Consider the following 24,957-nt stretch of genomic DNA (forward strand, 5'->3'; position numbering starts at 1 on the left):
ATGCCGCCCCGCGTGAGCGAGATCCAATACCGTTTGGATATGGCTCACGCGGACCGCTTGGATCCCGGCGCGAGTCGTGGTAGCGATCTTCGTATGAGCCTGGCGCAGCTCAAGTACTTCGTGGCGGTGGCCGAGGAGGGGAACGTGACCCGTGCGGCGACGCGCCTCCGGATTGCGCAGCCGCCCTTGACCCGGCAGATCCGCAGCCTGGAGGAGGAGCTCGGCGTCCCGCTCTTCGAGCGGACCGCGCGCGGGGTGCGCCTCCTTCCGTCGGGGGAGACGATGCTCGCGCACGCGCGCGCGATTTTGGCGCAGGTCGACGCGGCCGTGGTGGCCGTGCAGGCGGGCGCTCCGGTGCAGACCGAAGCGCCGCCCTCGGTTCGTTCTCGTTGAAGCGGGCTCAGCCCGGCGTCGAGATGCGCTTGAACGCCGGCCGCTCCACACAGCGGGCCGTCCACGCCTTGAGCTGCGGCCACGGGCTCAGATCGGGCACGATCGCCATCTGATACCACCAGAGATCGGCGGCGATGAGCACGTCGGCGAGCGTGAACGTCTGCCCGGTCAGGAAAGGTTTGTCCGCGAGCTCGGCTTCGAGCAGGCCGAGCAGACCTTCGAAATCCTTGCGCGCGCCCTCGGCCTGAACCGCGTTTTTTGCATCGTCGGGGATCTCCTTCGAGACGTTGTAGATGAGGCGCGTGCCGGCATTGAGCAGCGACGCCGCGGCCCATACCGTCCACGACATCGCGCGCCCGTATGCGTGCGTGCCGGGCTTCGGCCAGAGGCCCTTCTCCACGCCGTATTTCTCTCCGAGATAGATATTGATGGCCGCGGACTCGAAATACGGCACCCCGTCGTCGACGAGCGTCGGAACCTTGCCATTCGGGTTCAGCTTCAGGAACTCGGGCTTCTTTTGATCGCCGGCCTTCAGATCCATCCGCACCCCTTCGTACGGGATGCCGAGCTCTTCGAGCGCCCAATGGGTGCGAACCGCGCTGGAGTACGGGGAGAAATAAAATTTGATGGCCATGTCCTTGAGTACCTCCCTGGGCAGCCGCTACTTGACATGAACGGATGCTCAGTACAAGAGGAAAAACGCCGACGTCGACCGAGAAAAACCGGGCCTACGGCGAACCCCCGTGGTCGTGAGCGTCGTGGACGGATCCTGGGCGTCCCGGAGAAAATGCAGCGTGTCGCTTGACATCTACGAAGGTCTTCGTAGAACATCGGCGACATGGTGAACAGGTCGCTCCCCACGGACGCGGAGCTCTCGATCCTGCGCGTCCTCTGGCGCCGCGGCCCCTCGACGGTGCGTGAGGTCCACGAGGATCTGAAGCCCGTCCAGGGCACGGGATACACGACGGTGCTCAAGCTCATGCAGATCATGGCCCAGAAAGGGCTCGTCGAGCGCGACGAGGCGGGCAAGAGCCACGTGTATCGAGCGACGATCCCCGAGGAACAGGCCCAAAAAGGGCTCGTGCACGACCTCGTGGAAAAGGCGTTCGGCGGCTCGGCGTCGCGGCTCGTCATGCGCGCGCTCTCCACCGAACGAGCGTCCCGCGAGGAGCTCGCCGAGATTCGCGCGCTGCTCGACGACATCGAGAAAAAGAGGTCGAAATGAGCCTCTCGAGCCTCGCCACCTCGCCCTTCGTCGCCGCGCTCGGGCTCGCGCTTCTCCATTTCGTCTGGCAAGGCGCGGTGATCGCCCTCTTCCTCGCCGCGACCCTCGCGGGCCTGCCGCGCAGCCACGCCGCCGCGCGATACACGGCCGCCTGCGCCGCGCTCGCCCTCATGGCGCTCGCGCCGCCGCTGACGTTCGCGTATTTCCACGCGTCCCTCGCCGCCGAGCCGTTCGTCCCGCCGAACGCCTGGGCCACGCTCGCCGTGCCCGCGGCGGGCAATGGTCCGCCCCTGTGGCCCGCGATCGTCGTGATGGCGTGGAGCGCCGGCGCGCTTTTCATGTCGGCCCGCCTCGCCGTGGGGCTCGCGCGCCTCTCGTCCTTGATTCGGCATCACACGGTGCCCGTGTCCTCGGCGCTCGAGGTTCGCTTCGACAAACTCGTTCGGCGCCTCGGCGTCCGGAAGGGCGTGCGGCTCGTCGGCTCGGATCGCGTGGACGTGCCCATGGTCATCGGCTGGCTCCGGCCGGTCGTGCTCGTGCCGATCGCCGCGCTCACGGATCTTCCGCCGTCTTGCCTCACGGCCCTGCTCGCGCACGAGCTCGCGCACGTGCGCCGGTTCGATTTCCTGACGAACATGCTGCAATCGATCGTCGAGGCAGCGCTCTTTTATCACCCGGCCGTCCACTGGGTCTCGCGCGTCGCGCGGAGGGAGCGTGAGCACCTCTGCGACGACGACGCCGTAACGGCCGTCGGAGACCCGGTTCGTTATGCCCGCGCTCTCGCCGCGCTGGAGGGGATGCGCGCACGCACGCCCGAGCTCGCGCTCGGATCGAATGGAGGTTCGCTCGTCATGAGGATTCGACGTCTGATCGATGGAACCACGCCCCACGCGCCCACAGGCCGCGCCCTCGCCGCGCCGGCGCTCGCCCTCGCGAGCACGCTCGGGCTCGCCCTCGCCACGCTCGCCGCTTGCAGCGGAGAGCCGGCGCCCGCCGTGGAAAAACCCGGCCTCACCGAGACGAAGGCCCCCCAGGCCGTCGCGCTCGGCATTCCCTGGCTGCCGCCCGCGATCTCGCGCTGGGAATCGGCCATCGCCGCGTCCGCCCAGAAGAGCCATGTCGATCCCGCGGCTGTCGCGATTCTCACGCTCATCGAGTCGCTCGGCGATCCCAAGGCGAAGAGCCCGGCCGGCGCCCTCGGCCTGATGCAGCTCATGCCCGGCACGGCCGTCACGGTCGCCAAGGAGCTAGGCATTGCCGATCACACGGACGACCGCCTGCTCGATCCGGCCTACAACCTCGATCTCGGCGCCTCGTATCTCGGCAAGCAGTTCGTCGAGTTTGGCAAGAAAGACCCGGCCCGCGCGTTCGAGCTCTCGGCCGCGGCGTACAACGGCGGCGAGAACCGGGTGCGCGAGTGGCTCGACGGCAAGGCAGAGCTCTCCGAGGAGACCGAGAAATACCGCGCGCTCGCCACGGGGATGTGGAACGAGCGTCACGCGGAGCGCTCCGCGACGTACGACACCTGGCGTGAGCGAGTGCGTGGCAAGCTGGCCTCGCGCTCCGCGCACCCGCTCCCCGGCGCCCGCGTGACCTTGCATTTCGGCGATGCGACGCCCGGACAAACCAGCGCGCCCCACGAGGGCGTGGACCTCGCGGCCGCGGCCGGGACCACGGTGCTCGTGCCGCTCGACGGGACGGTCGACCGCATCGAGAAGAATGCGAAAGGCGAGCCCGTGCTGGTCGTCGCGCATGGTCGCGGGATCGAGACGCGGTATCGGCACCTCGCGAACGTGAAGCCGCAGATCGGCGCGGTCGTGGCGCGCGGCGACGTCCTCGGCGAGGTCGGCGCGCCCGAGGGCGGGCCGCACGTGCACTTCGAGGTGCGCGACAATGGCGAGGCGATCGATCCGGCGCGTTATCTCGGGCAGAACGCCGCGCCCTGAGCGCAGGCTGCGTCGAGCGTGCGCCCGAGGAGCCCCGGCGTTTCGACGAGATCGCGGCAATGGGAGAACGGGTAGGTTCGCCCGCCGTTCCGGCAAACGAAGAGCTCGGCGGACGGGGTTCCCAGCGTGTCCACTTGCCCGTGGGCCCGGACGAACGCTGTGCCGGGCCGATCGAGCACGCCAAAGCTTGCGAGGATGACGCGAGGCTCCACGGCGTCGGGCCCGTTCTCCTGCAACAGGTGGCACTCGGAATCCCAGCAGGCGACCCCGAACCGCGGCGGCCCCCAGGGCTCGGTCGGTGCATTCGGATCCCCACCCAGCAGGCCGATGGTGCCTTCTTCCTCGTCGGGCTTCTGCTTTCCCGTCTCGAGGTCGACGATGAGCATCCGGTCCCATCCGCGGTCCCAGGCGACCCTGACCCACGCCGTCTTTTCGTCCAGCATCTGGATGGAGGACACGGCCTTGCCCCCGGTGCGCACCACGCGCCGGGTTGTTCCGGACGAACTCTCGGCGATCACCAGCTCGCCCCGCCGCGTCCCGACCAGGATCCGATCCCCCGGCCCGTCGAACGTCACCACGGTCGCGGGGCCGTTCGTTCGCAAAGCGTGACGCCGCTTCAACGTCGTGCCCTGTCGATCCCACAGGATCGCCGCGCCGCCCTGGTCCACCGTGGCCACGGCGCCCTTTTCATGGATCGCGAGCGAGGACAAGCGCGGCATCGGTCCGTTTTCAGGGACGACCGGTTGTCCCGTCCGCACATTCCAGATTCTCGCCGTGCCGTCGTTCCACACCGCGCCGAGCAGCACGGCGCCGTCGGCGAGCGGGCCTGCGCCGAGCGGGGTGCCGCGGAGATGTTGGCCGAACTTCGTTTCTTCGGCCGCATCGCCCGTCCGCCGGACGTGGACGTGCGAGCCCCACGCCGCGACCACACGATCGCCTTCGGGCGACAGCGCGGCCACGGCATCAGCATGGTCCTGATCCCGTCGCATCCCGATGTCGAACGGAACGGGCGCAGTTCCGTGCCATGACAAGGTATGCACGTGTGGGCCCTCGGTGACGGTGGCCACCCCCTTCTGTTGCAAGACGTCGACCACCTGGCCGTTCGCGTTGACGCCGACGAACGTTGCGTCCGGACGAACCTTTCCGAGCTGCGGCGGTGCGGCCCCGGAAACGGGAACGGCCCAGACCTCGCCATCCTTCGCCTCGTAGATCAGGCGATCTCCCTGGAAACGAAGGCTCCGCGGTGCTTCGGACGGGCTCGCGAGGTCGGAGACGACGCGCCCCTCGGGCAAACGCTGCAATCGGATGCGGCTGTCTTTCGTGACGAGCGCCAGCGTGCTCCCGTCCTCGGAGAGTGCCATGGCGATGGCGGAAGGATCACGGATCGTCGTGAGCGGCTCGCCCGAGGGGACTCTCCACACGTGGACGTTCCCTTCCGGGAAGACGCCCAGGGCCACCGCGCTGTCCGCGACGGAGAGCCGGAGGTTGCCAGCGGGTCCGGGGGGCTCGACCTCGAAGGTGTGGTCGTCGCCCGTGCGTGGGTCGAGGAGCGCGATCTCCGCGCGTGGATGTCCGAACCAGGTCTCTCCATGCGCAAGGATGGCGAGGGTTTCGCCGGAGGGCGTGAATGCCATTGCATCGAGCCACAGCTCGTGCTGCCCTCGCAGCGAGGCGATCTCCTGGCCCGTCGCGCTTTCATGCACCGCGACGCGGTAATCCGAATAGCCGAAGCACCCGAAGGATCCGTGGGTGTGGTCCGCGACGGCCACGAGCGTGCCCCCGCGCGATATCGCCACGCCGGCAATTTCATTGAAATCGTGCAAGAACCCCGGATTGCCGCGCCAGGGCGGCCCGTCGGGCGCTGGCGGCGCGCTCTCCTTCCGCGCAGCCTGCGCCCGCACCACCGGCCGCGGCGCAAGCTCCGCGACCTTTTGCGCTTCCCGCCCCGCACACCCGACGGCGAGCAAAACGGCAGCGAGGGCTGGCAACAAAAGCGAACGGGGGCGCATGGTCCTTCTAGTCCGATGCGCCCCCGTCCTTGGGTCGTGGCAGGAAGTTACTTCTTCGGCTTCACGAACTTGAGCGTCATGCGATCGCTCTCGCCGATGGCCATGTACTTGTCCTTGTCCTTGTCGCCGAGCTCCAGCGTAGGCGGCAGGGTCCAGACGCCTTCGGGGTAGTCCTTCGTGTCCTTCGCGTTCGCGTTGACCTCGGACTTGCTCTCGAGCTTGAAGCCCGCGGCCTCGGCCTGCTTGATCACGAACGCCTCGGGCAGGTAGCCCTGCTCCGCGCTCTTGTCCGGGTCCGCGTCGGCCTTGGCGCGGTGCTGCTCGATGCCGAGCACGCCGCCGGGCTTCAGCGCCTTGAACACCTCCGAAAGGAAGCCGGGAAGGAGTTTGTCGCGGTGCAGGCCGTGGAGCGACCGCATCACGATCACCAGGTCGACCTTGTTCTCCAGGCCGAACTTCGGGCTCTTGCTGTCGATCACGATGCGGTCGACCTTGCTGTAGAGCTCGGGCGCCCGATCGAGGAAGCGCACCAGGCGCTGCCCGTAGAACGTGCTCCGCGCGTCGGCCGGGCCCTTCGGGTCGGTCGTCGTGACCAGCAGCTTGCCCTGCGTCGCCAGCGTGGGCGCGAGGATCTCCGTCCACCAGCCCTCACCCGGGCCGTATTCGAGCACCGTCATCTTCGGCGTGAGGCCGAAGAACTTCAGCGTCTCCTGGGGATGGCGGTACTTGTCGCGCTCGGCATTCTTGGGCACGCGGTGCTTGCCCGCGAGCACGACCTTGAGCGCGGCGTCGAGCGACGCGTGCTTCGCGTCGGCGAGCTTCTTCGCCTCGGCGTGGATCTCCGGCGTGAAGCGCGTGTCCTCGGCCTTCGCCTCGGCCTCCCACTTCGCGCGGTCGGCGGCGAGCTCCTGGGCCGCCTTGGCCTTCTTGAGCTCCTCGGGCGAGGGCTCCTTCTTGGCCTCCGGGGCGGCCGTCGGCGTCGCCGTGGGCGCGGCCTCGGGCGTCGCCGTGGGCGCGGCGTTCGTGGTGGTGGTCTCGGTGGCCTTCGTGTCGGGGTTTTCCGCCTCCGGCGTGGAGGAGCCACAAGCGAGCATCGGCGCGGCCAGGAGGGCCAGCGCAAGCAGTCGTCGTTTCATGGGGCGCATCCTTGCCCGAACGGAAACGGGAAGGCAACGGCCGCGCAGATTCGTGTTGCCACACCGCGCCATCCGGTTAGAGTGAAAATATGTCCACACTTACCGATAAGACGATGCTTGTTGGCTTGCTCGCGCTCTCCCTGGCTGGTTTCGGCGCTCTCGCGGGCTGTGGCGGCGAGGGCCTCGGCGAGTGCCCGACGGACTCGGCCGCGCAGCAGGCGACGGGCAAGACCGTGCTCACGAACTCCTGCGCGAGCTGCCACAACCCGAACTACGCGGGCGGGATGCCGGCCGGCGGATACGATTTCACGTCGGATACCGAGGTGAAAGCCGAGGCGGCGGAGATGTACGGCGAGGCCGAGGAGGGCGCGATGCCCCCGACCGGCAAGCTGAGCGCGACCGACCTCGAAGCGCTGCGGGTCTATCTGGCCTGCACGCAGTAAACGTCCCTCAGTCGTTCGCCACGTCGAGCACGCCCGCCATGAACCGGACGAGCTCCCATTGCTGCGCGAGCGTAGGTTCGCCGCGGAGCTCGACGTGCTCGACGGCCGGCGTCACGAGCGAGGCGCGGAGGAGCGCCGGCGGGACGTCGTGGGCGAGCCATTCGGTCTCCGAGGCCGGAATCACCGAATCCGTCGCGCCGTGAAGCAAGAACACCGGGGCGTGTAGCGCGTCGAGGTGTCCCGCGGGCGAGACCAGGAGCGCTTGCTCGGGGTGCTTCGTGATCTCGTCGATGAGCGCAGGCACGTCGGCCTTTCCTTCGAGCAGCGCCTCGACCTTCGTCCGCGCCTCGGCGCCGAGCTCCGCGAGCTTCGCCTTCGAGGCATCGCGATCGTCCCAGAGCCAGAGCCTGATCGCGTCGCGCGCCGCGGCCACGTCGGCCGGCGGGACGAGGGCCTCGACGTGCGAATAAAGCAGGACCAGGGCGCCATACGGGTGCGCGGCGAGCGCCTCTTTGTGCCCGTCCGGCCACGAGGTCTCGTTCTTCTTGAAAAACTCGAGCACGCGCCGCATGTCGTGGTGCGCCCCGATCGCCACGACGAACCCGATGTCGTCGGCGAACGCCCCGTCCGACGCGGCGCGGAGCGCGAGCCCGCCCGCGAAGCTCATGCCCATGAGGCCCACGGGCCGGCCGCCGAGGCGGTGGCGCAGCGAATGCGCGGCCGCGCCGAGCGTGTCGATCGAGGCCGGATCGATGCGATAATCGGCGATCTCCTTCACCTCGGGCGTGAGCACGACGACGCCCGAAGCCGCGATCGCGCGGGCGAACCGCATGAGGCGCGGCTCGTCGATGGCGAGGCGATGGACGCCGTGTACGATCACCACGCCCGGCGCATTCGTGACGCCCACGGGCGTATACACGCGCGCCCGCACCGGGCCACGCGGGGAGGTCACCTCGGTCAGGCTCTCCTCGAGCGTGTGTTTTCCGTACTCCGGCAAGAACCCCTGCGCGCGCTCGTCCGCGAAACGAAGGAGCAGCGAGGCCGCGCGCAGGTGCCGATCCGCGGGCCGCGCGAGCAGCACGATCGCCGCGAGGATCACGAGGAGCACGGCCGGCCCGATTTTCCGTCGCTTTCGAGGCGCCTCCGCCGCCTTCGTCTCGGTCATCGCGGAGGGAGCGTAGCAGGGCGCCGCGCCGTCCGTGGTGCGGGTTTCGTTCGAGTTCGGAAGGAACGAGGTGAAGTTCGCCATGACCTCCATCGTGCGGCGCGAACGAGGAGGGGGCCTGTGCCGCTGGTCATGGTCCTTGGTCGATTTCCACCATGACTTTCGGCACAGGCGCGCGTGAGAGGCGCTACGATGCCCCGCGCATGGACCGGCCGCCGCCCACCCGGATGCTGCTCTTCGTCGCGGGGACGCTCGCGTGGGCCGCGATCGCGCAGCCGTTTTTGCTGCCGCTCGTGCGGGATCCGGCGCGCCTCGTCGATTCGACCGCGGCGGCGAGCTTCGCGGCGCACGCGGCGTATCTCGGCGCGTTCGTCGCGAGCGCGTCGCGGCTCGACAGGCTCGGGCCGAGGAGCCGGATCGTGCTGCTCGCGGTGCAATCGATCTCGGCGCTCGTGCTCGTGCACCTCAGGAACCTGTGGCTCGAAGCGGGGCTTTTGGCGATCGTCGCGGCGCAGGCGTCGTTGCTTCTTTCGCGCGGCGCGGCGCTCGGCTGGGTCGCGGCGCAGACCGTGGCGATCTTTCCGTTTTACGTGGGTCGCGCCGACGTGGCGCAGGCGGCGTTCTGGACGGCGGGCGTGCTCGGCTTTCAGCTCTTCGCGACCACGATCGGGACGGTGGCGCGGCACGAGGCGGCCGCGCGCGCCGAGCTTTTGCGTGTCAACGCCGAGCTGCGCGCCGCGCAGGTGATGCTCGCCGAGAGCGCGCGCACGGCGGAGCGGCTGCACATCGCGCGCGAATTGCACGACGCCGTGGGCCATCACCTCACGGCGATGAGCATCCACCTCGATCTCGCGCGTCGCACCTCGCCCGGCGAAGAGGCCCTCGCGCGGGCGCACGAGCTCGCGAAGAGCACGCTCTCCGAGGTGCGCGGCGTCGTGCGCGCGATGCGCGAGGAGCGCACGCTCGACCTGCCGCGCGCGATCGAGGCGCTCTCTGCGGGCTTGCCGCGCCCGCGGGTGCACGTCGATCTCGCCGAGGGGCTCGTGATCGAGGACGACGCCCTGGCCCACGCGCTCTTTCGCGGCGTGCAGGAGGCGATCACGAATGCGGCGCGCCACGGCGGCGCGGAGAACCTGTGGATCCGGCTCGCCGAGGAGCCGGGAGGCGTCGTGCTGGAGGCGCGTGACGATGGGCGGGGCGCTTCGAGCGTCGCGGAGGGCAGCGGCCTATTGGGTTTGCGCGAGCGGATCGAGGCGCTCGGCGGGGCCTTGACCGTGACGCCCGGTCCGGGCAAAGGTTTTGAATGGCGCGCGGTCGTCCCGCCGCGCCAGAGGACGATGGCTGCGCCGTGATTCACGTCTTGCTCGCGGACGATCAGACGCTCGTGCGGCAGGGCATCAAGAGCTTGCTCGCGCTCACGCCCGACATTCGCGTCGCCGCCGAGGCGAGTGATGGGGAGGAGGCGCTCGCGATCGTGGCCACGACCGCGCTCGACGTGCTCCTGCTCGACGTACGAATGCCGCGAAAAACCGGGCTCGACGTGCTCACGGCGCTGCGCGGAAAGCCGAAGGTGCCGCCCACGATCCTGCTCACGACGTTCGACGACGACGCCGTCGCGGCCGCGGGGATCCGGCTCGGGGCGCGGGGGTTTTTGCTGAAGGACATCGGCCTCGAGCAGCTCGCGGAGGCGATTCGCGCGGTGGCCTCCGGCGGTACGCTCTGGAACCCGGCGATCACCGAGCGCGTGCTGCGCGGGCTCGATCGCCTGAAGCCCGACGTCCCCGTGATCGAGCCGCCGACGGCGCTCACGGCGCGTGAGGTCGAGGTCCTGCGCCTCATGGCCTCGGGGGCGAGCAACCGCGAGATCGCCGAAATGCTGGGGACGGCCGAGGGCACCGTGAAGAACCACGCGTCGAGCATCTTCTCGAAGCTCGGGGTGCGGGATCGGACGAAGGCCGTGCTGCGGGCGATCGAGCTCGGATACATCTAGCGACGTGCTTCAGGGGCGTGACAGGTACGCCACCATGAAGCACATTTCCTGGTTCGTCCCTTCGCCCCAGGCGATGTCGAGCGGCGGGAAATGGGTTTGCCCTTTTCCGGTCGCCGAGTTGTCCCAGGTGCATTCGGTGACGAAGCGCTGTCCGGGCTGCCATTGGATTGGCTCGTCGAACACGTAGAGCGCCTGGTGGTGGAAATCGAAATCGCCACGCGCGAGGCACGCGGAAGAGCCCGCGTCGTCCTCGAGCCACGCGTCATACGAGCGGCCGAGCAGGTGCATGTGCGGGAGCAGGCCGTAAATCGTGGCCTTGGGGCCGTCGTTCGTGATCACGCTTCGCTCGACGTGCTGCGAGGCGCCCGCGGGGATCGTGAACGGCACGGGGCCGAAGACGTCCATGAAGACCTCCGTGGCGGGCGCCTCGGTCGCGAGGCGCATGCGGTAGGCCGATCGATCGAGCGCGCCCGGCTTCGGGGCGTAATAATGCATCTGGAGCACGAGCTGCTCGCCCGGGTCGAGCCGGATGCCCGTGTCTTTCGGCAGCTCCATGACGCCGACGCCCGGCGCGAAGGCGTGCAGGAGCTGCCAATCGAGCACCAGCACCGGATCCCGGCACGAAAATCCCTTCGTGCCCGGCGGGACACCGTACCCCGCGCCCGCGTCGTGACCCGCGTCCCGGTAGAGGCCGATGTGATGCACGACGAGCGGGTCGCCGGGCACCGCCTCGATCGCCTGGATCCACGCGGGCGCGGCGAGCGGATTGTCGAGGACCACGCACCAGTATTCATTGCCGTCGTCGTTCGGAGCGACCTCGTGGGCCTCGGGCATTTCGAGCACGAGGTCGGGGTCGTCGATGTGTGTGACGCCGCCCGGCTTCGCCGTCGCCTCGCTCGGATCGCCGAGCGGCGCGCCCGCGTCGGCCCAGGCGCGAAAGCGCGCGCGATCGTCCGGGCCGAGGTACATCCTCTCGGCGCCTGCATAGGGCCGGCACGACGGATCGAGCGCGGGAGGCGGCATCTCGCCCGACTCCACCCGCGCGGCCATCGTGCCCGCGAGCGCGCGCGCCGTCGCGGTATCACGCAGGTTCACCCGACCCACGCCGCTTCCGTCGTGGCACGCGGCGCACGATCGCTCGACCAATGGCTGGATGTCTCGATACCACGTCGGCGCGGGCTCCGGCTCGGCGCCGCATGCAGGCACCACGAGGGCCAGGCATCCCACGAAGACGATCCCATACTCCCGCCTCTTCCAGGCGTTTCTTTTGCTCATGACGCACCTCTCCCGCCTGCGCGCGCCCTGCGACGCGGCAGTTCAAACGGTTGTTTTAAACAGTTGTTTGAGACGGAGGGTTCGTTCAACACGGAGCAGGATTTCGACGCGGGTCGCGGCAGAGAGGGCGCGGGGGGGCTCGACCGCCTCGCGGGATCTGGGCTAAGACCGGGGGCCGTGATGGAGAGCGAGCAGGGCCGCGGCGCGCGCGAGCGGATCATCGAGGCCGCGATCGAGGTCGTCGAGCGGGAAGGGATCGAGGCCCTCACGGTGCGCGCGATCGCCCTTCAGGCGGGCGTGAACGTGGCCGCGATCAACTACTATTTCGGCAGCAAAGAGCGGCTCGTCGAGGTGGTGCTGGCGCGCACGCTGGAGAATGCATTCGGGGGGCAGCTCCGCGAGCTCGACGCGCTCGTCGAGGCCGAAGGCGGAGACGTCCGCGCGGCGCTCGAGCGTTTCGTCCCGGAGCTCTTGCCGGATGCGGTCCGGTACCCGCGCATCAGCGCGGCGCACCTGCACGACGCCATCGCGCGCCAGGATTACACGGGCCCGGCCGTCCAGGGGTATCGCGACTTCCTTGAAGGGTTTTTCCGTCGCGTACGCTCCGTCTTACCGGCGGGGTCGGAGGAAGAGCAACGCCTCCGCGTCGCCGCATTCTGGTCCGCCATTCACATGGTCTGTCTCGCGCCGCGCCTTTGCGAGGGGTTCGTCCCCGAGAACCTCCACGAGCCCAGGGGGGCCGCGTCGTTCGCGCGCCTGCTCCTCCGGCAGCTCCTCGGCGATCGCCCGGAAGCGGAGAGCCGCGCCCGAGGCCGGCGGCGGCGCGATCGTGCCTGATGGCGAGGGGGGCCATCCGTGACCGCGTGAAAGAGCTTCCCAATGTCGGAACGAACCTCCATACTCGCCGCGATGGCGTTGAAGAGCGACCCCGGGAGAGTCTCGCGCCGCGCGCTCCTGACCGGCGGCGCGCTCGCCGCCCTCAGCGCGGCGGGTTGCAGCGTTTTACCGGCCGAGGCGCCCCGCGCGCCTTCGCCTCGCCGGAGGATCCGGGATCTCGGTATCGCGATCGGCTCGCTCACGCCCGGCCGCTGGAATGCGATCACCGACGTGCCCGGCGTGCGCGTGGGGCACTTGACGCGTATCGAGGGCGAAGGCCCGCTCGTGCCCGGCCGCGGGCCGATCCGCACCGGCGTGACCGTGATCTTGCCAGGCGACGACGTTTTTCGGGACAATGTCCCCGCGGCGCGCTTCACGCTGAACGGCAATGGCGAGCTCACGGGCGTCTCCACGCTCGATCGGCACGGCCTTCTGGAGACGCCGATTTTCCTTACCGACACCTCGAACATCGGCCGCGTGATGGACGGGGCGCTCGCGTGGATGCTCGAAAGATACCCGGAAATCGGTGACAGCGCGCCCGTGCCCACGCCGATCGTGGGCGAGACCTGGGCGGCGTTCCTGCACGACGCCGAGGGACGACACCTCACGGAGGAGCACGTGCGCGAGGCGATCCTTTCGGCGCGCACGGGCCCCGTCGAGGAGGGGGCCGTGGGCGGCGGGACGGGCATGTTGTGTTACGAATTCAAGGGGGGCATCGGGACCGCGTCGAGGCGGCTGCCCGCCGCGATGGGGAATTACACGCTCGGCGTGCTCGTGCAGGCGAACCACGGCCGGAGGGCGCAGCTCCGCATCGACGGGGTGCCGGTGGGGCGAGAGATCCCCGAGGGAATGCCCTACGAGGGCCGGAAGTCGAAATCGATCTTGATCATCGGCGCCACGGACGCGCCGATGACGCCGGTGCAGCTCGGCCGCCTCGCGAAGCGAATGGCGCTCGGGCTCGGGCGGACCGGCGCGGTGTCGATGCATGGATCGGGCGATCTCCTGCTCTTCTTTTCGACGGGCGTCCGCGTGCGGCGCGGCGCGGCGTCGACGGTGGTGCCCGTCTGGAACGACGAGCACATCAGCGCGGCGCACGAGGCGGCGGTCGAGGCCACGGAAGAGGCCGTGCTCAATGCGCTCGCGATGGCCCAGACGATGACCGGGATCCACGGGAATACGGCCCACGCATTGCCGCTCGACCGGCTGCCGGAGATCATGCGCAAGTACGGACGCCCGATACCGGGGCGCTAGGAACCACGGGAGACCATGCCGGCCGATCGCACCCTGCGTAATTCGATCACCGATATCCCCGGCGTCGAGGTCGCCCACCTGACCGTGGTCGAGGGCGACGTGCAGACGGGCGTGACCGTGGTCTTGCCGTGTCCGCCGTCCGTGCGTCATCGAAAGTTTTCCTTCGGCGCGTACGCGGCCGGCGGAGCGTTCGCGTGGACGGGCGTGGAGGTGGCGGAGGATTTCGGCACATTCGCGTCTCCGATCGTGCTTTGCAATGCGACGAGCGTGGGCGCGGCCTACGACGCGCTGATTACGCGGGGGCACAAGCGGGATCCGGACTTGCCGGTCGACGATGGATGGCCGCCCGTCGTGGTGGGGATCGACGATGGGTATCTGAACGATCTCCGGCGTCGGCGCGTAAAACACGATGACGTGCTCGCGGCCTGCGAAGCGGCGCGTGGTGACGTGCCGGCCTGCGGGAGTGTGGGCGTGGGCCGGGGGCTCGTGGCCCTCGGATACAAGGGAGGCGTGGGGGATGCGTCGGCCGCGGCGCGTATCGGCGCCGATGCATTCGTGGTGGGCGTGCTCCTCGCGGCCAATGGCGGGGCGCCACGAGCTGCGGGCGCCGCGCGCGCCGTTTCACCTGGATTCGTGGCGATCATTGCGACGGACGCGCCGCTCTTTTCCGCGGAGCTTCGATTGCTGGGCGAGGCGGCCCTGCGCGGGATCGACGCGGCCGTGGCGATCGGCGGCGAGGAGGGGCGGCTCGCGCTCGCGTTTTCGGTGGCGAATGCGATCGACGGGTCCCTCACGGCGCCGCCGGGGCGGCTTTACGAGGCGCGCAGGCTCGGGGACGACGGGCTCGGTCTGCTGTTCGACGCGGCGGCGCGCGCGGCGCGTGCGGCGCTGGGGAAGGCGCTCGGCGAAGCGACGGCGGTGATGGGGCGGAAGGGGCGCGCAGTCGAGAAGGCGCCCGCGGAGATCGTGGCGTCCCTTGCATTGACCGGACGTCGAGCGGAAGCCGAGTGTAAGTCCGAGAGGTGATCGACGGTTTCCACGCCATGGGCTACAAGGCGCGCGTGCGCATCTTCTTCTCGACACTGCTCGTCATCGTGATCTCGACCTTCACCGCCCTCGCCGCGGCCGACGTGGCGGGGCCACGCGACGTTTGCGACGCCGACGGGCTCGGCTGTCAGAAATGCTACTGGCATTATGGTCGGGAGCCCGGCAACCAGCCGGAATTCGAGAGCTGTGCCGGCCCCCTCCGCGAAAAAGGGCTCGCGGAGGCTTGTCGTCACAAGATGGGAGCCGGCGATGAGGTCTTCTTCTGCCCGGCGGGCGTGAAGCCCGAGACACGCGTGGTCGGCGGCGGCTGCGGCGGGTGTACGACGGCCGGGGCCGCGGAGGGCGCGGGGCTTTTCGTGTTCGCGGCCGGCCTGGGCATTGCGTTGGCGCGGCGTCGTCGGATGGCCCGGGTCACGGCTCCTCGAACGGACTCGGCCTGCGAGTAGCCGAGGCGGTTTTCGGGGCGCGCTCAACGTTTCCTCAACATCGATGCCGCATCATGCCTCCCACGTGGTTTTCACGGGTGACGGAGGCTCGAATGACGACGCTGAATTCAGCGAGTGATGTGCGCGTACGGCGATGGCTCACCTTCACGCTTTGCGTTCCACTGCTGGCCTGCAATGGCAGCGGGGTTCCGGAGGGGATTGGGGCGACCGCGCCCGGCCTTGTATCCAGCGACACGGACAGCCAGGGCGCGACGGGCAGCACCTGCGGGCCGGAGGTCGAGACCACGACGATTCCCATGCCCGCCGGTGTCCTGCGTCCACGTACCTCGGGCTTTGTGCCCGACGCTGCATCGGGCGTGCTCTTCCAGTATACGGATGCGACGACGAATCGAACCGAGATAGGATACATCCTCACCGACGGCTCCGGGTTCCGCTGCATCTCGTGCAATGCCGCGTTCGACGCTGTGCCCGATTTCGTCCCGGGCCAGGCCTTCCCCGATGGGAAGCGCTTCATCGTCCAGTCGGGTGAGAACGATACGATGGGGCAGCTCGCCTATTACGTCGCCGCGTGCGCGCCGTCGATCGCCGCCTGCGACAATGTCACGATCCGCCCGATCGAGGGTTTCCCGGGCGGCATCAAGCTCCAGGACCGGGTGCCAAAGCTCTCGCCGGACGGCTCGACGTTCGTCTGGACGAGGATTCGCCCGGACGGCTACTTCATGCTCGCCGCCCCGATTGTTCAAGGGGCGAAGAGCTACACCATCGGTGAAGCGCGCGTCCTGAATCCGCCTGCGCCCTCGGGCAGCGGCGATGCTGGTGCGCTTTCCGTGGCTTCGGCATGGTACGAGGCCAAGTCCGTATCTCATGACGGAACGACACTGGCCTTCGCCGGGACGCTGGGTGATTCCATGAACCTCGACTGGTTCCTCATGGATCTCGCGTCAGGCAGCGTCCTGCGTCTCACCCGCGACGCGGACTGGGACGAGGGCGGCCAGCTCTTTCCGGGGGGGCGGTACATGACGGGAGGTCGCAGCCGAGGGGGCAACGTGCTGGCGTCGCTGGCTGCGCTGCCCAGGCCGCCGCTCTTCGATTACGCCGTCATCGGGGCGATCACGAATTACTACCTGCCGCGCGGCAATGCCCTCCCCGCCCTGCGGCCCAAGCGCTCGCGCCTCGTGCCCCACCTGCTCGATCTGAATTGCACCGACACAGAGAACGGCGCGACCACCGTCGGCGACCATGACGAGGGGTGGATCGGCGATGGCGGGGGCGGCAATACCTGGTCGCGTGATGGTCAGAGGTTCGTGAACGGGGAGCGCCGCGAGGACGACCCGAACACGACGCGGTTGCGGGTGGGCATGATCCAGGGCGCGCCGGCGAACGTGGACCCGCCCTCGCCCATGGTGATCCCTGCCTGGGCCCCGCGGCTCGCGGACCTGCCGTCTCCGCTGAGCCCCACGGTGCAGCAGCAGACGCTGCAAGGCCCGCACGGGGGAACGGCGACGATCTCCTTCATGGGTGACATGCTCGCCGGCGAGTTCATCGTCCAGTACACAGGGTATTCGAGCGACGGCTGCTCCACCCTCGACGGCGTCCAGAGGGCGATCGTGGCCTCGCCGCTCGTGGCTCATTATCGCGAGTCGCTCATGCTCTCGGGCTGCGAGAACGGGACGAGCGACGTGGATGTGGTCTTCGCCGACGCGGCCACCCACGGCCACGCGCAGGGCGAGCGAAACGGCGTGTCCTACGAGCGTTCGTTCGGCTGCAGCAGCCCATAGCACGCTCGAGCGGGACAAACGAAGTTTTGAACGGACACAAACGCTCGGTTGCGCGGACGCATGATGAGCGCGAAGCGTTCACCCGGCCGCGACAACCGCCGAGGGCGTGGCCGCCCGCGCCCCCTCGCGTGCGCGCGCCGCGCATGGGCTGTGGCGCGCCGCATGCGTACGTGGGTATGCTCGTCGTATGAGCAAGGACGATCGTCGTCGAGGCGAGGGAGGCGAGCTTGCAGCGGCAGCGCTGTCCCTGGAGCAAGAGCTGCGGCGGTTCGAGGATCTCGCCGCAGGGGTCGGGCGGGCGCCGCTGAACTCGCAGAAGGGGCTCGAGCAGGCGGCGCGGGCCACGAGCGAGGCCGCGGCCTCGCAAGCGCGTTTTGCCGAGCACCTGAAGTCGCTCGTCGAGGCCGTGAACGCCGCGCGCGACCGTCAGGCCGCCGCGGCGGCGACGATCAACGCACGCGTGGTGGAGATCGACGCGCGCGCCGCGCGATTTTTGGAGCTGCGCGAGCGATTCGCGCAGCTCGGCGCGCGGGCGGCCGAGGTGAACGTGATCATGCAGCGCGCCGCGTCGGTCAAGCGCGAGCCCGGGGACGGCTCCGATCGCACGGAGCTCCGGGCCTCGATCGCGCAGGCGCTCGAAGGGCTCGGCGCCGTGGTCGAGGGCGCGCAGCAGCTCATGCAGGACGCGCGCGAGGCCGAAGCGCATGACCTCTCGCGCGAGGCGGAATCGCTCCGGCAGCAGGTCCTCTCCGCGCGGAACAAGCTCGGGCTTTTGCAGAAGCACCTCGAGAACGAAGGGCCGCTGCCGAGCTAGCTTTGCTCGAGGGCCGCGGGCCTCGCCGCCGCGCCGGGCTTCAGCGCGACGTCCCACGCGTGTTCGCCGCCCGCCACGCTTCGGGAGACATCCCCGTCCACCGCTTGAATGCGCGGTGAAACACGCTTGGCTCGGCATAACCCAGAAGATAGGCGACCTCTGCAATGGAGACGCGCGCGTCGAGGTAGGCCATGGCGCGGGCACGACGTACGCCGTCGACGAGGTCTTCGAAGGACGTGCCCTCGGCGCGCAGCCGCCGCTGGAGCGTGCGAGCGCTCATGCCGAACGCGGCCGCGGCCGAGGCGAGCGAGGCGGAGCCCTCGGGCAAGCGATCGGCGATGAACGTGCGCAATCGGGCGAGCAGCGAGGCGTCGGGGCCGAGCTCTGCGAGCGCTGCGTCGGCGTGGCGCTGGAAATACGCGTGCATCGCCTCGTTGGCGAGCGGCATGGGCCTTTCGAAGATGTCGGCGGGGAGGACGACCTCGTCGATCGGGGACGAGAAGCTCACGGGCGCGTCGAATACGGCCTCGTAGGCGGCGTGGTCGGGTGGCGGCTCGCCCCGAAATCGGATGGCCAGGGGGGAGGCCGGCGGCGCGACGAGCTTCGGCGCGTTCACGCCGACGTCGAAGGCGAACATCTCGGCCATGAGGCGATGCGCGGGTCGTGGCGCGCCGAAAGGCTCGTAACGCAGGTGCGCGCAGCGCGCCTCGATGACGAGCGAATACCGCTCGCCGTCGTTCCAGAGGCGCTGATAACGCAGGATGCGCTCCATGGCGACGCCGAAGGTGGGGCTCGTGAGCACGAGGAAGCCGAGCACGTCGAAGATCTCGACATCGACGCCCGACGCGACCTTCACGCCGAAGAGCGGCGCGCCGACCGCGGCCGCGGCGTTCTCCACGAGCGTGTAAATCGACGTGAGGGGCACGCGATTTCCCGGCGATCCGAGGTCCATCCCCGACAAACCCGCCGCGCGGCAGAGGGCCGCCGCGTCGACCCCGCTCGCCGCCGCGACGTCGACGATGCGGCCCGCGAGGCGCGCGCTGTGCGTCGGATGTCGCGTGAAGTCAGCGTTTCTGGCGTCCGATGTCACTGACGAAGGTCCTCGGGGTGCGCATCCTCGGCCATCGAGGACCCCATGAACATGCCACAACGGACGCGCGGCGAAAGACACGCGCTCCCGATGCTCGAAGGCGCGGCGCCTCCGCTTCCGCGCGACGTTTGGTATCCCATCGCGCCCGCGCGTCACGTCCGCGAGCGACCACGGACCATGCGACGGCTCGGCCGCTCCCTCGTCCTCTGGCGAAACGCGGCCGGCGAAATCGTGGCCCATGACGCGCGTTGCCCACATCGCGGAGCGGATCTCGGCCTTGGCCGCGTGGTCGCGGGCGAGCTCGTGTGTCCTTATCACGGCTTTCGTTTCGGGACCGACGGCGAATGCACAGCGATGCCCTGCGAGCCCGAAGGCAAACCGAGCCGCCGGGACCTTTCGATCCGCCGATACGACGTGCGCGAGCATCGCGGCCTCGTGTGGCTTTGGCACGGGGACGCAGCCGCGGAACGGGCTCCGCTGCCGTGGTTCGCGGAGCTGCCAGAAACGGATCGACATGCGTGGGACCACGAGACCGTGTGGCCGCTGCCGCAGCTCCGCGTGATGGAGGGGATGCTCGACATGCATCACGTGCCATTCGCGCACGGCCGGTATTTACGTGGCCTCGGGACGCGGCTCGACCCGTACGAGGTGACGGTCGAGGGGAACACGGTGCGCACGTTCGGCACGCTGCAGAGACCCGGGGACGGCCTGAAGCGTGGTTTCAGCGCGCGGATCGATGCGCGGCTCCCCGGGCTCTTGCTGCTCCGCTTCGGGGCGCGTTTGTGGGGTTTCGTCGCGTGCACGCCGGTCGATCGCGAGGCGACGTGGATCTTCGCGCGGTATTTCGTGGAGCTGCCCGTCGTGGGCAAGCTCCTCGCGGCGCTCTCCTTGTGGACGGAGTTCGCGCTGGTGCAGCCCGACGATCGGCGCATGCTGATGTCGACGTCGCCGCGCGTGCCGGACGTGCGGGAGCATAAGCTCGTCCGCGCGGACCTCGGGATCGCGCAATGGCACAAGCTGTTCTCCCGAGCGGCGCGCGACGCGGCGGGCGTCGCCTCCCCGGATCAAAACACGTAATTCATCCCGACGTTGAAGCCGCCGTCGATGTTGAGGAGCGAGGTCTCGGTGGAGCCTTGGCCCACCTTCCCGATGAAGAGGACCGCCTCGGGCCTCGCGAACAAGTTGAATTTGGGGCTCGCATAAAACGAGAGCCCGAAGCCGAGCCGCGCGGCGCCGCCCACCAGCGTCAGCGACGGCGTGCCGGGCGGCGCATCCTTGATGGGCTGCTTGCCGTAGAAGCCGCCGCCCGCGATGCCGGGATTGAGGAACAACCCTCGTCCGATGTTGATGAGGTAATTCCCCCCGAGGGTGACCAGGCCGCCCTGCCGCGCGACGGCGTTGTCGCCCTTGTAGAAGTAGCTGGCGTTCAGCTCCAGGTTGAGGTTGTTGATGATGAAATAGCGGAACGAGACCCCGGTGATGTTCGTGGTCCGGACCGAGGAGGCGCTGCCCTCCTTGCTGTAATTGAGCACGAGGAGGCTCTCGGCCCCGATCTCCTTGATGCCCTTCCCGATCGCCCGAATGCCGTTCGTATCGGGAGCGTTGGGAACGAGGACGTCGGCGACCGCGGGCGCGGGTGCGGCCACGAGGGCCACGCCAAGGGAAACCAATCCTGCGACAATCGGCCAAGTACGCATGATACCTCGACGGGATGACAGGGCGTCGACGCGCGGACCAGACACATGCCGCGCTCACCCTGGATTTCCCGACCGTTCTACAGCATTTCGAGCCGCCCGGAACGGCGCGACCGGGGCTATCGTGTCGAATTAAAAATAATTAAGCGGCTCCGGCAGCCCGGGCGGTCGCCTATTCGTTGCAGATATCGGCGCCCGGCATGCCCGGCGGCTGCCCGGGGTCGAGCGATTCGAGGACGACCGCCGTGGGATCGAGCAAGAAGCCGTCATCGCGGCTCTGCAGCAGCGCTCCAAGGCCGAGCTTTCGGAGCTTCGTGAGCGTGACGTAGACGCGGTTCGCCGCCGCCTTGGGCGGGATCCGTTCCCCGGGCCAGCCGGCCTCGAAGAGCTCCGCGAGCGGGACGGCCCGCCCCGGAGCGTCGATGCGCGCGCGAACGAGGAAAGCCAGCACGAGGCGCGCCGCCTTCGCCTTCAAGAAAGGCACCGGGGGGCGATCCTGCATGCGAAACCAGCGGGCGTCGGGGCCCACGACGAGCCTCGTCATCGCCGGCGGGGGCCGATCGCCGGGCGTTCCCGCCGAAGCTGCGGGCAGGGCGATCGCGCGTTCGAGCAGGCGCACGGCGAGGCGAACGTCCGCCGAGCAGCCCGCCGGCGCGAATGTGCCGTCGGGAGCCGGCGCCTGGGCCATGGCAATCGGCGCGGCGGCGGCGAGACGATGTCGCTCCGCGGCCGTTTCATCACCCGCCGCCGCGGCGACGCGCGCGCGAGAGGCCTCCGCGTGGGCGGAGTGCAGCTCCACCGCGATTCTCGTCGTGAGCACGCGCCCGCCGCCGAGCCTTTCGGCCGCGTCTTCGAAGTGGCGCGCCGCAGTGCCCTCGTGGCCGAGCCCGGCCTCGACGGCTCCGAGCGCGGCCAGAAAAACGATCGAATAGTGCCGCTCCCCGGTGCCGTGGAGCCGCGCGAGGGCTTCGCTGTACGCGGCTCGCGCGTCGTCGAGTCGGCCCTCCTCGAACGCGACGTCGCCGAGGTAGCCGTGGAGCACGCCCTCCGACCACCGATCGCCGACGGCGCGGTGGATCGAGAGCGCGGCCCCGAGCTTTTCGCGCGCCTCGTCGAACCGGCCCCTCGCCTGCTGCACGCGCCCGAGGATGCCGAGCACGTAGCCCTCGGTGCGCCGGTCTTCCTGGAGCAGGGCGAGCGTCTGGTCGGCGGCGAGCTCGGCCTCATCGAGCCGGCCGAGGCTCAAGCGCGCGAGGGCGACCTGCGCCAGGGCGAGGGATTCTCCCCTCCGATCGCCGGCGGCGTGGAAGCCTGCGGCCGCCTGCTCCACGTACCCGAGGGCCTCCGTCGCCCGTCCCCGCCAATTGAGCGCGCCGCCGTAGGTGAGCATCCAGTCGGCGTGAAGCGACGCTTCATCGAGATCGAGGGCGATCGCCCGCGCTCGATCGAAACACGACCGCGCGTCGTCCGGGCGCTCTGCCTGATCGAACATCAGCCCGAGCTTGGTGAGGGCGAGGCATTCGTCGGCGCGCGAGCCCGCCGCGCGCGCTTCGTCGAGCGCCCGCTGAAAGCCGAGGAAGCTGTCGAGCACCCGTCCTCGGAGCAGGTCCGAAATCGCTCGTGTGTAGAGGGCCCGCGTGCGCAAGGCCGGCGGGGCGGACGCGGCCTCGAGCGCGGCATCGAGCATCGCCACGTACGGCTCCAGACGGCCTTTGGCGCACAGGAGGAGCACGGGTTCGAGCAGCAAGAGCCCGCGCAGGGCAGCCTCCGCGTCCTCGGGCGTGAGCGGCCGCCGCGCGAGCGCGCGCGTGCACACGGCGATCAGGTTGCTCGCCTCCAGCGAGGCGCGGCGAACGTCGATCACCCTCGGGAGCGTGGCCTCCCGCGGGCCCTCCATGCGGAGGAAGTACGCCGCGTGGCGCCGGGCGGCGGCTTCCTTGCCGCCGAGCTCGTCGAGCCGCTCCTCGGCATATGCGTGCAGGCTTTCCAGCATGCCGTAGCGGCGCTCGCCCGCGGAGCCCGGCGGATGGAGATCGAACGCGCGGATCAAGGATTTGTCGTGCAGCGACTGGAGCACGTCGAGGATCGGCGGCGCACCGCCTTCGTGCCCGGCGCCGAGATCGAGCACCGCCTCCGCGGCATCCAGCGAGAAGCCGCCGGTGAACACCGAGCACTGCGCGAGCGCGTCTTTCTCCCACGGCGCGAGGAGATCCCACGACGAGTCGATCGCCCCGCGCAGCGTCGCCTTGCGTGCGGGCGCGCCGCGGGCGCCCGTCACGAGCAGCTCGAAGCGGCGCGCGAGCCGATCGAGGATCTGCCCCGGCGCGAGCACGCCCATCCGCGCCGCGCAGAGCTCGATCGCCAGCGGGATCCCGTCGACGCGCCGGACGATCGCGGCGACGCTCTCGGCATCGGCCTCGGTGAGCTCGAAGTCGAAGCGCACGGCCCGCGCCCGCGCCACGAAGAGCTCGACGGCGTCCGACGAGGCGATCGCGCAGAGCGATCGCTCCTCTGCGGGCGGCACGCCGAGCGGCTCGAGCCCGAGGGACACCTCGCCGTCGAGCCGGAGCCGCTCGCGCGAGGTCACGACGAGCTGCGCGCGGGGAGCGAACGAGAGCCAGGGGCCCAGCATTCGCGGGGCGACGTCGACGAGCTGCTCCAGGTTGTCGAGGATCACCACGCTCCCCGGCGGCTCCGCGAGGGCGCGCCCGAGCTGCGCCACCACGTCGTCGGCGGTGCCTCCCGCGGAGAGGGGCACGTCGAGCGCGCGGGCGAGGACCGCGCACGCGTCGTCGATCCCCTTTGCCTCGCTGAGATCGCAGAACAAGAGGCGCGCCCCGTCGCGCGTGGCGAGAGCCGACGCGGCCCACTCCAGGGCGAGGCGTGTCTTGCCCATGCCGGCGGCGCCGGTGATGGTCACGAGCCGAGCGCCGGCATCGATGCGCTCGCCGAGCGCGCGGAGCTCCCGCCCGCGCCCGATGAAGGCGCCACGCGCCGACGTACCGGGCGGTTGGATCGTCACGGGCGGACAAGATACCACCCCGAGCCCGACGACGGCGAAACAGGCGTTAAAAATCGTTAAGTGGGTCGCGCGGGGGCCGATGGCCGAGCTCCGGGGCGGCGCCTTCGCGCCTTCAATAGGTCGCAATTCCCAGCGAGAGCTGATGGATGAACTTCACGTCCGGCGACGGCACCACGCGCAGCTCGTACCCCAACGTCAGGACGTTCACGTGCACGCCCAGGCCCACGAACAAGACGTCAGCTCGTTTCCAGGACTCCTGCTGGTTCTCGATCATTCGAAAGGAGCACGGCGCCGTCTGGTTCATGCACGTCGGATTCTCGAGCTCGAGGCTGTAGGTTTTTTCCTGCGTGAGCTCCCAGTTCCAGCCGGCGCCGATCGAAGGAACGAGCGAGACCGTCGCGGGCGCCGAGACCAGCGGAATGCGGTATCCGATGCGCACGTCACCCACGAGCCGCGCCGTGTCCGTCCGCCCGAGGGGCAGGTTGATGTCGCCCTTCGGGGAGACCTCTGCGAAGGCGCCGAAGCGGGGCACGAACTCCCACTGGTCGGCGAAGAGTATCGATATGCCCAGCGTTCCGCCGACGAATCCCCTGCCACGCTCGAATTGACTCGCGAACGCAGTCTCGAACCCGAGGTTCATGCCAGGTTTGCTTTGGTACGGCTTCTTTCCCACGCTCGCGCTTGCCTCCCGTATTTTTCCGACCGGGACCGCGTGACTCATCGGAGCCTCCCCCACGCGCACCAAGGGGGAGGGGACGATGATGCCGATCACGTGGCCCTGACAGTCGAGGAGCGGGCCGCCGATGTGGTTTGTCCCGACAATGAAGTCGAGCGACAAGAGGTCGTCGTCGCGGTCGCTGACGACGCCCCGGCGGTGGGCCGGGAAGCGCTCTTCACGCGTGCCGAAGTCGACGGAGATGCCGATCGCGACGGCCTCGCTGCCGATCACGGGCGCCGACGTCGCGAGCTCGAGCGCCCTTCCAGGGATGGGCGCGTCGAGCTCCAGGATGGCGATACGTTCGAATGCGTCGATGAATACGACCTTCGCGCCGATCGACAGATTGTCGCGGGCATGGACGCGCAACTTGAACGGCCGCTCCACGAGGCTGGCATGGGTCACCACATGCGTGTCGTCGAGCAAAAACCCTGCGCCCCAGCTCGTATGCGTGGTGATACGGACCGTACCGCGCCGCGCTGCTTCCGCGACACGCCCGAGCCCTTCCTTGCCGCATGTGCCGCTCTCCGAGGGGCTCGTGGGAGCCGCGGGTGGGGCGGGGAGCACTGCGAGCGGTGGAGACGCGACGGTCAGCACCGGCGCGGGGGGCGGGGAGGCAGGCTCGGTCACGGCATCCTCGCC

General features: G+C 69.5%; 22 protein-coding genes. 13 read left to right on the top strand and 9 right to left on the bottom strand.

Features of this window, described 5'->3' with window-relative positions:
• Window positions 1-93: 93 nt before the first annotated feature.
• Complete coding sequence (locus tag QHF84_RS23260) at window positions 94-393, top strand: LysR family transcriptional regulator (protein WP_281315577.1); 300 nt, start codon at window positions 94-96, stop codon at window positions 391-393.
• A gap of 7 nt (window positions 394-400) precedes the next feature.
• Here the strand turns inward: QHF84_RS23260 and QHF84_RS23265 are convergent, their stop codons facing one another.
• Window positions 401-1,027: a glutathione S-transferase family protein gene (locus tag QHF84_RS23265; protein WP_281315578.1), complete on the bottom strand. Its 627-nt coding sequence runs from the start codon at window positions 1,025-1,027 to the stop codon at window positions 401-403.
• Between the two features lie 204 nt (window positions 1,028-1,231).
• Between QHF84_RS23265 and QHF84_RS23270 the strand changes: the two genes are divergently transcribed.
• Together QHF84_RS23270 and QHF84_RS23275 are read left to right on the top strand one after the other, a co-directional pair.
• On the top strand, window positions 1,232-1,618 hold the full coding sequence (locus QHF84_RS23270; protein WP_281315579.1) for a BlaI/MecI/CopY family transcriptional regulator: 387 nt from the start codon (window positions 1,232-1,234) through the stop codon (window positions 1,616-1,618).
• Window positions 1,615-3,564 carry a transglycosylase SLT domain-containing protein gene (locus QHF84_RS23275; protein WP_281315580.1) on the top strand — a complete coding sequence of 650 codons (1,950 nt, stop codon included), beginning with the start codon at window positions 1,615-1,617 and terminating at the stop codon, window positions 3,562-3,564. Before QHF84_RS23270 ends, QHF84_RS23275 begins: the two co-directional genes overlap by 4 nt.
• Here QHF84_RS23275 and QHF84_RS23280 read toward each other — a convergent pair.
• Together QHF84_RS23280 and QHF84_RS23285 are read right to left on the bottom strand one after the other, a co-directional pair.
• Complete coding sequence (locus tag QHF84_RS23280) at window positions 3,537-5,573, bottom strand: WD40 repeat domain-containing protein (protein ID WP_281315581.1); 2,037 nt, start codon at window positions 5,571-5,573, stop codon at window positions 3,537-3,539. The genes QHF84_RS23275 and QHF84_RS23280 overlap by 28 nt on opposite strands.
• Window positions 5,574-5,620: 47 nt before the next feature.
• On the bottom strand, window positions 5,621-6,709 hold the full coding sequence (locus QHF84_RS23285; RefSeq protein WP_281315582.1) for a methyltransferase domain-containing protein: 1,089 nt from the start codon (window positions 6,707-6,709) through the stop codon (window positions 5,621-5,623).
• A 113-nt stretch (window positions 6,710-6,822) separates the two neighbouring features.
• On the opposite strand from QHF84_RS23285, the gene QHF84_RS23290 reads away from it, so the two are divergent.
• Window positions 6,823-7,152: a c-type cytochrome gene (locus QHF84_RS23290; RefSeq protein ID WP_281315583.1), complete on the top strand. Its 330-nt coding sequence runs from the start codon at window positions 6,823-6,825 to the stop codon at window positions 7,150-7,152.
• A 7-nt stretch (window positions 7,153-7,159) separates the two neighbouring features.
• Here the strand turns inward: QHF84_RS23290 and QHF84_RS23295 are convergent, their stop codons facing one another.
• Entirely contained in the window at window positions 7,160-8,401 is a 1,242-nt protein-coding gene (locus QHF84_RS23295; protein WP_281315584.1) for a hypothetical protein, read from the bottom strand.
• A gap of 119 nt (window positions 8,402-8,520) precedes the next feature.
• Between QHF84_RS23295 and QHF84_RS23300 the strand changes: the two genes are divergently transcribed.
• Entirely contained in the window at window positions 8,521-9,669 is a 1,149-nt protein-coding gene (locus tag QHF84_RS23300; protein WP_281315585.1) for a sensor histidine kinase, read from the top strand.
• Window positions 9,666-10,307, top strand: a complete 642-nt coding sequence (locus tag QHF84_RS23305) for a response regulator transcription factor (RefSeq protein ID WP_281315586.1) — start codon at window positions 9,666-9,668, stop codon at window positions 10,305-10,307. Before QHF84_RS23300 ends, QHF84_RS23305 begins: the two co-directional genes overlap by 4 nt.
• A gap of 9 nt (window positions 10,308-10,316) precedes the next feature.
• Here QHF84_RS23305 and QHF84_RS23310 read toward each other — a convergent pair whose 3' ends face one another.
• A complete protein-coding gene (locus tag QHF84_RS23310) occupies window positions 10,317-11,582 on the bottom strand; it encodes a hypothetical protein (RefSeq protein ID WP_281315587.1) in 1,266 nt (421 codons plus the stop codon).
• A 180-nt stretch (window positions 11,583-11,762) separates the two neighbouring features.
• Here QHF84_RS23310 and QHF84_RS23315 point away from each other — a divergent pair, with 180 nt between their 5' ends.
• The 6 genes from QHF84_RS23315 to QHF84_RS23340 all read left to right on the top strand — a co-directional run bounded on the left by QHF84_RS23315 (window position 11,763) and on the right by QHF84_RS23340 (window position 17,794).
• A complete protein-coding gene (locus tag QHF84_RS23315) occupies window positions 11,763-12,419 on the top strand; it encodes a TetR/AcrR family transcriptional regulator (RefSeq protein ID WP_281315691.1) in 657 nt (218 codons plus the stop codon).
• Window positions 12,420-12,491: 72 nt separating this feature from the next.
• Complete coding sequence (locus QHF84_RS23320; protein ID WP_281315588.1) at window positions 12,492-13,709, top strand: P1 family peptidase; 1,218 nt, start codon at window positions 12,492-12,494, stop codon at window positions 13,707-13,709.
• Window positions 13,710-13,724: 15 nt separating this feature from the next.
• On the top strand, window positions 13,725-14,735 hold the full coding sequence (locus QHF84_RS23325) for a P1 family peptidase (protein ID WP_281315589.1): 1,011 nt from the start codon (window positions 13,725-13,727) through the stop codon (window positions 14,733-14,735).
• Window positions 14,732-15,202: an MYXO-CTERM sorting domain-containing protein gene (locus QHF84_RS23330; RefSeq protein WP_281315590.1), complete on the top strand. Its 471-nt coding sequence runs from the start codon at window positions 14,732-14,734 to the stop codon at window positions 15,200-15,202. Before QHF84_RS23325 ends, QHF84_RS23330 begins: the two co-directional genes overlap by 4 nt.
• Window positions 15,203-15,294: 92 nt before the next feature.
• Window positions 15,295-16,980: a hypothetical protein gene (locus QHF84_RS23335; protein ID WP_281315591.1), complete on the top strand. Its 1,686-nt coding sequence runs from the start codon at window positions 15,295-15,297 to the stop codon at window positions 16,978-16,980.
• Window positions 16,981-17,167: 187 nt separating this feature from the next.
• Entirely contained in the window at window positions 17,168-17,794 is a 627-nt protein-coding gene (locus tag QHF84_RS23340; protein ID WP_281315592.1) for a hypothetical protein, read from the top strand.
• Between the two features lie 40 nt (window positions 17,795-17,834).
• Here the strand turns inward: QHF84_RS23340 and QHF84_RS23345 are convergent, their stop codons facing one another.
• Window positions 17,835-18,884, bottom strand: coding sequence for an AraC family transcriptional regulator (locus tag QHF84_RS23345; protein ID WP_281315593.1), 1,050 nt, complete (start codon window positions 18,882-18,884; stop codon window positions 17,835-17,837).
• A gap of 45 nt (window positions 18,885-18,929) precedes the next feature.
• Here QHF84_RS23345 and QHF84_RS23350 point away from each other — a divergent pair, with 45 nt between their 5' ends.
• Complete coding sequence (locus QHF84_RS23350) at window positions 18,930-19,961, top strand: Rieske 2Fe-2S domain-containing protein (RefSeq protein WP_281315594.1); 1,032 nt, start codon at window positions 18,930-18,932, stop codon at window positions 19,959-19,961.
• Here QHF84_RS23350 and QHF84_RS23355 read toward each other — a convergent pair.
• The 3 genes from QHF84_RS23355 to QHF84_RS23365 all read right to left on the bottom strand — a co-directional run bounded on the left by QHF84_RS23355 (window position 19,949) and on the right by QHF84_RS23365 (window position 24,945).
• Window positions 19,949-20,539: a hypothetical protein gene (locus tag QHF84_RS23355; protein ID WP_281315595.1), complete on the bottom strand. Its 591-nt coding sequence runs from the start codon at window positions 20,537-20,539 to the stop codon at window positions 19,949-19,951. The two genes, QHF84_RS23350 and QHF84_RS23355, sit on opposite strands and share 13 nt — an antisense overlap.
• Window positions 20,540-20,750: 211 nt before the next feature.
• Window positions 20,751-23,600, bottom strand: a complete 2,850-nt coding sequence (locus tag QHF84_RS23360) for a tetratricopeptide repeat protein (protein ID WP_281315596.1) — start codon at window positions 23,598-23,600, stop codon at window positions 20,751-20,753.
• Between the two features lie 112 nt (window positions 23,601-23,712).
• A complete protein-coding gene (locus QHF84_RS23365) occupies window positions 23,713-24,945 on the bottom strand; it encodes a trypsin-like peptidase domain-containing protein (RefSeq protein ID WP_281315597.1) in 1,233 nt (410 codons plus the stop codon).
• Window positions 24,946-24,957: the final 12 nt, after the last annotated feature.

The sequence above is a fragment of the Polyangium sp. y55x31 genome, from assembly GCF_029946505.1.
Classification (GTDB): domain Bacteria; phylum Myxococcota_A; class Polyangia; order Polyangiales; family Polyangiaceae; genus Polyangium.